This window comes from Streptomyces sp. (assembly GCF_036566765.1).
GTDB lineage: Bacteria > Actinomycetota > Actinomycetes > Streptomycetales > Streptomycetaceae > Streptomyces.
On record NZ_DATCVQ010000455.1, the window covers coordinates 1 to 8,737 of the forward strand.

The window sequence follows — 8,737 nt, forward strand, 5'->3', positions numbered from 1 at the left end:
GGCCAGCAGCTTGAGGATCTCCCGGTCGCGGGCGTACCCGTCCTTGGCGTAGGCCCAGATCTGACGGAACGCCGTCTTCGGGTCGATCTTCTGGCCGACGTCCAGGATCCCCTCCCGCGCAGCCCACACGTCATCGGTCACCGTGCCGGTGAACCGGTCGAACACCGCTTCCGCGATCTCCTTCGCAGACGGCATGTCATCCTCCTCGTAGTCGGGGTTCCAGAAGCCGGCGATGACGTCGGCGGACCTGACGCGCCTCTTGCAGGCGTCGCCCGTGTTGCCCTCGATCGTGGCGACCCTGCCGTCCGGCAGGACCTTCTCCACCAGGCCCACATGGTCGATCGCCGCGATCCGGTCCGTGTACTGCCAGTCGAAGTAGATGACCGCGCCCGGGCGCGCGTACTTCTTGATGTTCGCGACGGTGCCTGCATGCCAGCGGCCCAGCCGTTCGCCATCCTCTGCCGACCACACCGTGTAGGCGCGATCTCCGCGCGGCAGCACAGCCTCGGCGTTGCCGCTCCGCCTCGCCCACTCGCTGACAGAGATCTGGCACCAGGCCACAGCCAGGAACTCGGCGCCATTGCGGGCAGCGTACGCGCGGGTCAGACGGTTTGGTCGGCCAGTCAGCCCGAGGTCCTTGCGGGCGGCGGCGAGCATCGCCTTCGCGGTCACTGCGCCCCCTCGCCCCGGTAGACGCCGTCCACGTCGGGCGGCCCGTACAGCTCGCGGAGCACCTGCTCCTCGTCGGGCTCGGTCGGGCCCCAGTGGTGGAGGTCCACGCCGTCTTCGGTGAACTCAGCTTCCGTCTTGGCTTGCACTGCGCCCCCTTTCATAATCGCGACGCTTCGTGCGCCAGGTCCGCAGAATGATGGCCAGCCGCCAGGCGAGCACCGGGGGCAGACAGGCGAACGCGGCAAAACGCAGTAGCAGTACGAGCGGGCTGTCGGGCACCCACACCCGGAGCGCCCACAGGCACAGGACAGCGGCCAGGACGCTCTGGAACGCCATCACGTGCCGCCCGCCCGGCGTCTCCCACCAGCGGGCCAGCAGCGCCTGCGAGGCCACGCAGGCGAGCGCCAGCAGGGCAGTCACGATCAGGAGGACGTTACCGATGAGGAACATCGGGCCGGACGTCATCCGACACCCCCGAACGCGTCGTCGAACAGCCGGTCGAAGCCGTTCTGCTCACGCAGCCGGCGCAGCCGGTCGGCGAGGGAGAGGGATTTGCGGGCGCGTTCGCGGGCGCGTTGCATGTCCTCCTCGGCGCGCCGTTGGGATTCTTCGGCTGCTTGTCTGGCCTCGTCGATGTCGGGCAGCCTTCCGTCGTCGCGTTCGGTCATGACCCCGCCTCGATTTGCCGGGACCGCATCTCGGCCAGCAGCGCGGCGGCCACTTGGGCTCCCTCGGTACTGGCCAGTAGCGCGGCCCTGATCTCCTCGGCGTGCGCCCGGCGAGTCAGATCGTGCGCCTCACACTCGCGCACATACAGCTGCCGCCACTCTGCGGCGTCCTCATTAGCCTCTTTGACGCGTTCGTCGCGATCGGCGATCACTTGGGCGATGCGGGCGTCACGGTCGGCCCGCACATCGTCCAAAGTGCTGCGCGGCACGAGCGTCGACGGCGCGAGGTTGCCTCGAAACACCAGCCAGAGGACCATGAGCAGGACGCCCAACGCCCCCAACTGCACTACAGGGATTTGGGCCCATTCCACTCACAGCCTCCAAAGGTGATCAACAAGTTCGGGGCGCCGCCAGCGCATCCCCCGGAACGGGCGGCACAGAGGAAGGGGGCGACCGCCCGCGGTTCCCTCTACCGACGCTTTCCGGCAGCACCCGGAGAAGCCGGTCCGCGGGCGGCCACGATCAGGACGGCAGCCAGAGTCCGCTGCCGGTTGTGGTGCGGCCCTTCTCGATCAGGTCCCTGAGCGGGCCATGCAGTTGAGCCACAACGTCCGCGCGCAACGCGTTGTAGTGCACGTCCAGCACGGTTCCGGACACCGTCGCAGGGCTGGTGAACGAGCCTGGGTAGTCGGGTGCGGCCCCTGGGATATTCAGCGTGGGAATGCGTTTGGTGCCATCAGCCGTGGCCACGAACAGGTCACCGTCGTTGCTGCCGATCTGGATCTCTCCCGCTGCCACAGACGGGATATCCATGTCCGTCATTCGCCAGCCCTGTGAGGCCGTGGTGAGGGCGGGCCTCGCGCGGATGATGGCCTTGAGTTCGGCCACTTCGGCGCGCAGGGCGGCCACTTCGTCGGCGAGGTTGCCGGAGAACTTGTCAACCACTCGGCACCTCGATCCCTTCGAAGGTCAACTGCGCGACCTCTTTGCCGCCTTCGCGACCGGGCGGGGTGATGGAGATGCCGATGATGCGGCGCTCCCTGGAGTGGAGCGGGTGCCAGTCGTTGTGGAGGAAGATCCGGGCCCGGTCCCCCAGGCTGTTGGGGGTGAACGTCGGTTCGGCGCCGAGCGCCACGGTGATCTGGTCCACGCGGAGCGCGCCGGGAGCATTGGTCGCCCAGTAGGCGGCATACGCCTCCAGCGTCGCCGTCTCCGAGACGCTGGAGCGGGCGATCGTCCGGTCCAGGCGCGGCCACCCTGCGGCCAGATGCGCCTCGGCGAGCGCCGGATCGGAGATAAGCGGAGTGCCTGCGGTGGAGGCGTCATCGGACACGGAGTCGCCGCGGGCCCGCCAGTAGGTGCCGCCGCGCAGCGCGTCGATTTCCTCCGACCAGGACAGGATGTCGCCGCCGTTGCGGGCGTTGGAGAACACATGCTCGACCTGGCTGCTGCCGAGTCGCGGAGCCCCCCACACCCACTGCCGTTCGATGCCGGACGCGCCGGTGGCGATGTTGACCATCCATTCGAAGCCGTTCTCCAGCTCCGCCAGTTCCTGGAGGCGCTGCCCGTAGGTGCCCTCGTTCGCCGGGTAGGTGTGGTCTCGGGGCACCCCTGAGGTGCCGTCCTGAAGGAGGAGTCGCAGGTCGGCGCCGTCGCGGCCCTGCATCGACTCGATTAGGGCGCGGGCGATGTCGATCTGGTCTTCGCCCTCATAGGCGAGCTCTTCCTGGATTTCGACCTGCAGCATGTAGGCGTCCAGGGTGGATCCGGTCAGTGAAATCTGGGGAGCTTCCCGGCCGGACTGGGAGATCGACGCGGCGGTGATCCAGTACTCGCCCCACGGCTCGCCGGCCCGGAAGATCTGGCACGTCACCACACCGGGACCGGTGTTGAGGACTGTCGGGTCGGGGCTGATGATGCGGGCGATACGGTCGCGCGTCTTGGGGGTGACGGCGATGGACGCCGAGAACGCGCCCGCCTGCCCGATCCGCTTGTCGAACGTGACGCTGGATAGCTCCAGGTCATCCAGGTAGGTGCCGTCCCAGCCGGCGAACACGTACCGGTACAAGGCCGAGCCGCGGCCCGGCGTGAACGGCGGTGGTGGAGGGCCGGTGCCGGGTGCGTCGGTCGCGGCGAGCGAGATGGTGACGCCCAGCCCCGGCACGTCGATTGCGTCGTACAGGTCGAACGCGAGTACCCCGACTGCGGCGGAGGAGTTGATCTGCCGTACCGCCACGGCGGACGCGACGAAGAAGTCGGCGTCGGCGGTGCCGCGCATGCTGTACCCGGACGGCGGCGACCACGACAGGGCGGCGCCGAAGAGAGGGACGATGCCGGCGGCGCGGATCTCCAGGCTGGCGCCAGCGGCGGGCTTCACTGATGGGGTGACCGGGTCGGGGCCGACCGTTGTGGAGACGGCCACCTGTGGCGAGATGGACGTGTCTACGTCGGTGACGGCCAGCAGATGGATGGTGCCGTTCGCTCCTGAGGGCTGCCGGAACCGGTAGGTGGCCGGTTCGTCGTCGGCGGCGGTCTTGGACCACACGCGTACAGCGACGTCGCCCCCGCTGGCGGAGGCGAGAGACGTCCAGCCGGTCGGCGCTCCCGTCCCGGACCGGTCCCGGTCGTTGTAGTGGATGGCGATCAGCACGTCTCCGGCGCGGACTCCGGACGGCCGGCTGATGTCGACGTTCGTGGAGTGGGAGGTGGCGACCGTGCTGGAGCGCACCTTGGCAGGCAACTGCCACCCCCTTGCGTGCCGTGGGTGTCAGAGCCAGGCGTCCCGGTAGAGCGTCACGAGGCCCTTGCTGCCGCCTGAGGAGGCCGTGTACGAGATCTGATTGGTGCCGCGTTCGAATACGAAGTCCGAGACTGGCGCGCTGGTGCCGGTGAGTGTGGACAGGGCGGACTCGCCGTCGATGGTGGCGTTTCCGGCGTCGGTGTCGATCGTGAGCCGCTGCGTGGAGTTGAGCGTGACCGCGAACGCGATCGTCCGGCCGAGTGTCGTGTTGGCGACGACGGGGTTCTCCACGGGCCCGTCGAGGCGCAGCAGCGGGTGTGTCTCGACATTGCCCGCGTTTTCGATCGTCTGCGTGGAGGCGACGGGGATGTTGATGCCGGACCTGATCACGTTGTAGCGGCGCGGATCAGCGCAGATCCACCTGACCGCGACCGGGATCCATCCGGCGTGGTAGGCGCCGGTCGGCATGGCCCGCGAGTCGGCGACCGCCTCCAGCGACAGGAGGATTTCGTCTCGGGTGGAGATGACGAGCGGAGCCCCGGTCTCTCCTGCGGGCGGGGTGAGGAGTTTGCGGATCTCGGCTACCGCTCCGGCGAAGTCGCCTCCGTCTCCGATGTTGACGGCGATGGTGGCAGTGACCTGGCGTGCCTGTGCGAGGTAGCGCCCCGGCCATGCGCCGTGCCCGGACGGGCGGGGGACGTTGGCCGAGTCGAGGGCGGGCAGATCGTCCCAGCCCTCCACTGATCCGGCGATGATCTGGTACTGGTTGCCATACCCGCCGAAAACGGTGCCGTTGAACTCGATCTGGTAGTTGCCGGTGATGTCGTCGCCGGGCAACACCGGGACAACGACGCCCGGGTCTGGCCACTCCGACAGCGTCTCGAAGGCGGGCAGCGTGGCCGCGAAGTCCACGGCGATGTCCAGGCCCGGCCACTCGGACAGCGTCTCCAGCGGCGCCAGGAGAACATCCGCGTTGGGCGTCTCGGCGGTGATCGCAGGCCATTCGGCGAGGGTTTCGAACGGCCCAAGGGCGATGTGCCAGTCCCAGTTGCGGGGATGCCGGGCGATGTTCGGCCGGTTCGGATAGCTACGTCCTGCGCGGGCCACCGGTCACCGCCTCTCTTACCAGGAAGCGGCGCGATGGACGGCGGCGCGGGACGTGACAGTGCGACTCCTGACGTTGACGTCAGGAACGATCTCCAGCGCCACCCACTCCCAGTCGGCAGTTCCGGAGCCGCTTGCGTCCGCGTTGAACGTGACGTCGGAGCTAGGGGACGCAGTGTTCGACGCCTTGTACGAGAACAGCCCGCGATACGTGGCGGGAAACGCTTCAGTGGTGGAGAAAGACCAGGCGAATCCGGTGTCGGTCGAGGTCGGGGCGCCGCTTATGGCGGCCTCCCGCCCGGCGAAGAAACCTCGCGACCCGGCCACGGTGGAGGTGTAGCCGATCGCCGTCAGGTTGTTCGTCGTGGATTCACCTTCGCCGGTAGCGCCGATCGAGTCGAGCAGCGACTGCCCGGTCAGGCCGATGACCTTGATCGCTGCACCTCGGCCGACGAACCCGCCCGAGACGAGGTTCCCGACAGTGACCGTCATGGACCCGCTGCCGGTCACTGGTGCGGTCCAGATGTCGGCCCCGCCGGAAACCTGCCGCGTCCACGTCAGGCTGCCGCCGGCGAGGGTGTACGTCGCATTGGAGATCGCGAACACCATGGCCACCAGCAGGCCGCCCGCCGGTCTGGTGAACGACGCCGTGGACACCGACGACACGTCCCCGTTAGAGGCGAGCGCCGGCGAGCCGGAGTCGATGGCGATGTCCGCCATCAGGCGCGCTCGAAAGTCATCGACGCCCGCACCGACACAGTCGCGGCGGCCGTGCAGCGCAGCACGAAACCGTTCCCGAGTGCGCAGTCGGGGGTGTCGCCCAGCGGCCAGTCGTACAGGACCGTGCCGCCGTTCGGGGTGAGCGGGAACTCTGCGATCGTCGTCAACACGGTCGGCTCCGACGTCCAGTTCTTCGCCGCAGTCGCTCCCACGGTGGTGGTCCGCCCGTACAGCTGGATGGGCGTCACGCTGGTGCTGTTGGTGCCGGGCCCGTTCGTGGCGAACGTCGCCAGGCACAGTTCACAGGTCACGGGTGCTTCGGACGCCGTGACGCCAGTGAAGCCCAGCCAGATCTTCTTCAGGTCGATGGAAAAGCTCTCGCCCGCCTGGACGCCGAGCACGCTCTTGGCGGTGGACGCGGACAGAGACACCGCGCCGCCGGTGATGATCGAGTAACCGATCTTGGCCACGAACGGCCTCCAATCATGCGAAAAGCCCGCACGATGGCGGGCGAAGGGTCGTTGATGGCCAGGTCAGGCGGAGTTGCGGAGCACCTGCCGCCACACGCCGTCAGAGTGAAACGTGATCGTGAACAGGCCGTCAGCAGTGGTGTAAGTACCGTTGAAGGTCCTCATCAGGACAGCCCGATTCGACAGGGACGGCACGTAGATCAACAGCCCGGCCGCGTCGATGGTGGATTCCTCCCACTCGACCGGATCGAACTGCCATCCGAGTTTGTTCGCCGCCCCGGACAGTTCCGCGAACGACACCACCGTCAGATCCGCCCCGCCGGCCGTGTACCCGGCGCCGGACGACTCGCCGCTGTCGAGCGGCGAGCTCCCATAGGCGGGGTTCGACTGGGAGAAGTTCGGGGACACCGAGTCCTCGTAGAGCGCCCCCTTGAACGTCCCCAGCGTGGTGTCCCCGAGATCGAGTGCGATGTCGTTCGACAGTGCGGCGATCATGGTGGAGTTGAACCACCCGTCTTGCGTGAGCGCCAACGCGGACGCCTCCTATCTAAGATTGATGTTGACGTCCTTGTGTTCGCGGCCCTGCCCGTCCGTCCGCTCCGTCACGTCATGACCCGCCTGATCACGCACGGTCTTGCGGGTCGGCGAGTCCTCCACCACCTGGTCGCGGGTGGCCCAGGTCCAGCCCGAAGGCCGGACCTGGATCGCCTTGTCGCGCATGTACTGGCCGAAGGTGCGGCCCGATTCCGGGTTCCAGGGCATGCCGAAGCCGCCCCCTCTCCATGGGTTGGTCAGCGCGGCCTCGACTTGGACAGCCAGTACAGTTCCTGCGAGATCGCCTGCGGAGACTGCTGCGGCGTCGCGTGGAACTCTTCGATGTTGAGCATCGGCGAATCGCCGCCCCGAGCCCCGCCTTGGATGGCCTGCCACTGCTGGTCCGTCAGTACCGGCTCCGGCCTGCCTGTGCCGTTGTAGACGAGGCTGTGGCCGGTCGGCAGGAAGCCGCCCGAGTCGTACGCCGCCGGCTCGCCCTTCGTGGGCGGGACGCCGATCAACTGAGCTGCGCGAGAAGCGACCTGCCGAATCTTCAACCCGGTCTGCGGCGCCTCGATGATCGTGGACGGGTTGACATACAGCCAGACGTGCCCCTCGTGCGGGAAGCCGAGCGCGCCGGGCACTGGGGCCTGTACCGGCTTGACCCACGCCATCTGCTGCTGCGACGTGCGCGGGATGTCTCCGCGCCCGCCCGCTTGCCACGCCCGCATCGTCAAGCCTGAACAGTCGAAGGTCGCCGGGCCGGTGCCGCCCCACTCGTACGGCTTGCCGATCTGCTTGCGGGCGAACTCCAGCGCCTTACCCGCGCCGGCGCCGCCGGCCGCCGCCTCCTTCTCCGACAGAAACGCGACGACCTTGGAGATCAGCGTCTTCGGGATGTTGATGAGCATCTGCGCGAACGGGCTGTCGCCCATGACGCTGGACGCCTTGGCCAGGATCGGGTCGAGGATCTGTTCCGCGCCCCACTTCACGCCGTTGGCCAGGATGTCGCCGATGATGCCGCCGCCGGCGTAGGCGCCCATGAACCGGTCCCGCATGTACTGCTCGGCTCCGCCGACGCCGCCGCGGCGGGCCGCCGCGTTAGCGCCGTGGACGAAGTCGGAGCCGACCGCTCGCGTCCACTCGGGACGCATGATGGCCTCGCCGCCGGACACCGCCGCCATGCCGACGTCCCGCCCTGGCGTGTAGCCGGGGTAGATGCCGCCAGAGGCGAACCCGGAGAACGTGAGCTTGGGCAGCTTGGGAAGCTTCAGCGCGTCCGCCACGGCGTTCCACACTGCGGCGATGCCGTTGTTGTAGACGGTGTTGACGACGAACTCGACCGGCGCCGCGGCGACCTTCTTCAGGCCGTCCCAGAACTTGCCGACGAGTTCGACGCCCTTCTTGAAACCATTTGGGATCGTTTCGGTGATGAATGTCCACAGGGCGGAGAACGCGGGCTTGATCACCTGCTCCCAGACGAACTTGATAGCCTCGCCGACCTTGTCCATCACAGGCTTCACGATCGTCGTGTGCAGCCACACGAATTTCGGGCCCAGCGTCTCGGTGATGAACTTCCACAAGGCATCGAACGCAGGCTTGATGACGCTGTTCCACACGAACTTGATCACTTCGCCGACCTTGTCCATGACCGGCTTGACGACCGTCGTGTGGAACCACACGAATTTGGGGCCGAGCGTGTTCAGAATGAACTCGCTCACGGCGGTGAACGCGGGCTTGATGATGTTCTCCCACACCATCTTGATGAGCGAGCCGATGCCGTCGAACGCAGGCTTGATGATCGTGTTCCACAGCCACGTCACCGCAGG

13 protein-coding genes are annotated in these 8,737 nt (G+C 67.7%); all 13 read right to left on the reverse strand.

Annotated features, from left to right (window positions below):
- Positions 1-672 (reverse strand): CHAP domain-containing protein (locus VIU94_RS27080; protein ID WP_331915028.1); only part of this gene is annotated, 672 nt, incomplete at its 3' end.
- The gene (locus VIU94_RS27085; RefSeq protein WP_331915030.1) at positions 669-818 is read right to left on the reverse strand and encodes a hypothetical protein; all 150 of its coding nucleotides are present in this window, start codon (positions 816-818) and stop codon (positions 669-671) included. The genes VIU94_RS27080 and VIU94_RS27085, both read right to left, overlap by 4 nt.
- Positions 796-1,137 carry a putative phage holin gene (locus VIU94_RS27090; protein WP_331915032.1) on the reverse strand — a complete coding sequence of 114 codons (342 nt, stop codon included), beginning with the start codon at positions 1,135-1,137 and terminating at the stop codon, positions 796-798. Before VIU94_RS27090 ends, VIU94_RS27085 begins: the two co-directional genes overlap by 23 nt.
- The gene (locus VIU94_RS27095; RefSeq protein WP_331913530.1) at positions 1,134-1,340 is read right to left on the reverse strand and encodes a DUF7620 family protein; all 207 of its coding nucleotides are present in this window, start codon (positions 1,338-1,340) and stop codon (positions 1,134-1,136) included. Before VIU94_RS27095 ends, VIU94_RS27090 begins: the two co-directional genes overlap by 4 nt.
- Positions 1,337-1,711 carry a hypothetical protein gene (locus VIU94_RS27100; protein ID WP_331915034.1) on the reverse strand — a complete coding sequence of 125 codons (375 nt, stop codon included), beginning with the start codon at positions 1,709-1,711 and terminating at the stop codon, positions 1,337-1,339. Before VIU94_RS27100 ends, VIU94_RS27095 begins: the two co-directional genes overlap by 4 nt.
- Before the next feature lie 151 nt (positions 1,712-1,862).
- Complete coding sequence (locus VIU94_RS27105; RefSeq protein ID WP_331915036.1) at positions 1,863-2,285, reverse strand: hypothetical protein; 423 nt, start codon at positions 2,283-2,285, stop codon at positions 1,863-1,865.
- Positions 2,278-4,080, reverse strand: coding sequence for a hypothetical protein (locus VIU94_RS27110; RefSeq protein WP_331915038.1), 1,803 nt, complete (start codon positions 4,078-4,080; stop codon positions 2,278-2,280). Before VIU94_RS27110 ends, VIU94_RS27105 begins: the two co-directional genes overlap by 8 nt.
- Before the next feature lie 27 nt (positions 4,081-4,107).
- Complete coding sequence (locus tag VIU94_RS27115; RefSeq protein ID WP_331915040.1) at positions 4,108-5,187, reverse strand: phage distal tail protein; 1,080 nt, start codon at positions 5,185-5,187, stop codon at positions 4,108-4,110.
- A gap of 15 nt (positions 5,188-5,202) precedes the next feature.
- Positions 5,203-5,904, reverse strand: a complete 702-nt coding sequence (locus tag VIU94_RS27120) for a hypothetical protein (RefSeq protein ID WP_331915042.1) — start codon at positions 5,902-5,904, stop codon at positions 5,203-5,205.
- Positions 5,904-6,374, reverse strand: a complete 471-nt coding sequence (locus tag VIU94_RS27125; RefSeq protein WP_331915044.1) for a hypothetical protein — start codon at positions 6,372-6,374, stop codon at positions 5,904-5,906. Before VIU94_RS27125 ends, VIU94_RS27120 begins: the two co-directional genes overlap by 1 nt.
- A 63-nt stretch (positions 6,375-6,437) precedes the next feature.
- On the reverse strand, positions 6,438-6,905 hold the full coding sequence (locus VIU94_RS27130; RefSeq protein ID WP_331915046.1) for a hypothetical protein: 468 nt from the start codon (positions 6,903-6,905) through the stop codon (positions 6,438-6,440).
- A 12-nt stretch (positions 6,906-6,917) separates the two neighbouring features.
- Positions 6,918-7,136, reverse strand: coding sequence for a hypothetical protein (locus tag VIU94_RS27135; RefSeq protein ID WP_331915048.1), 219 nt, complete (start codon positions 7,134-7,136; stop codon positions 6,918-6,920).
- Between the two features lie 29 nt (positions 7,137-7,165).
- The coding region (locus tag VIU94_RS27140) for an NlpC/P60 family protein (RefSeq protein WP_331915050.1) at positions 7,166-8,737 on the reverse strand (1,572 nt) is incomplete at its 5' end.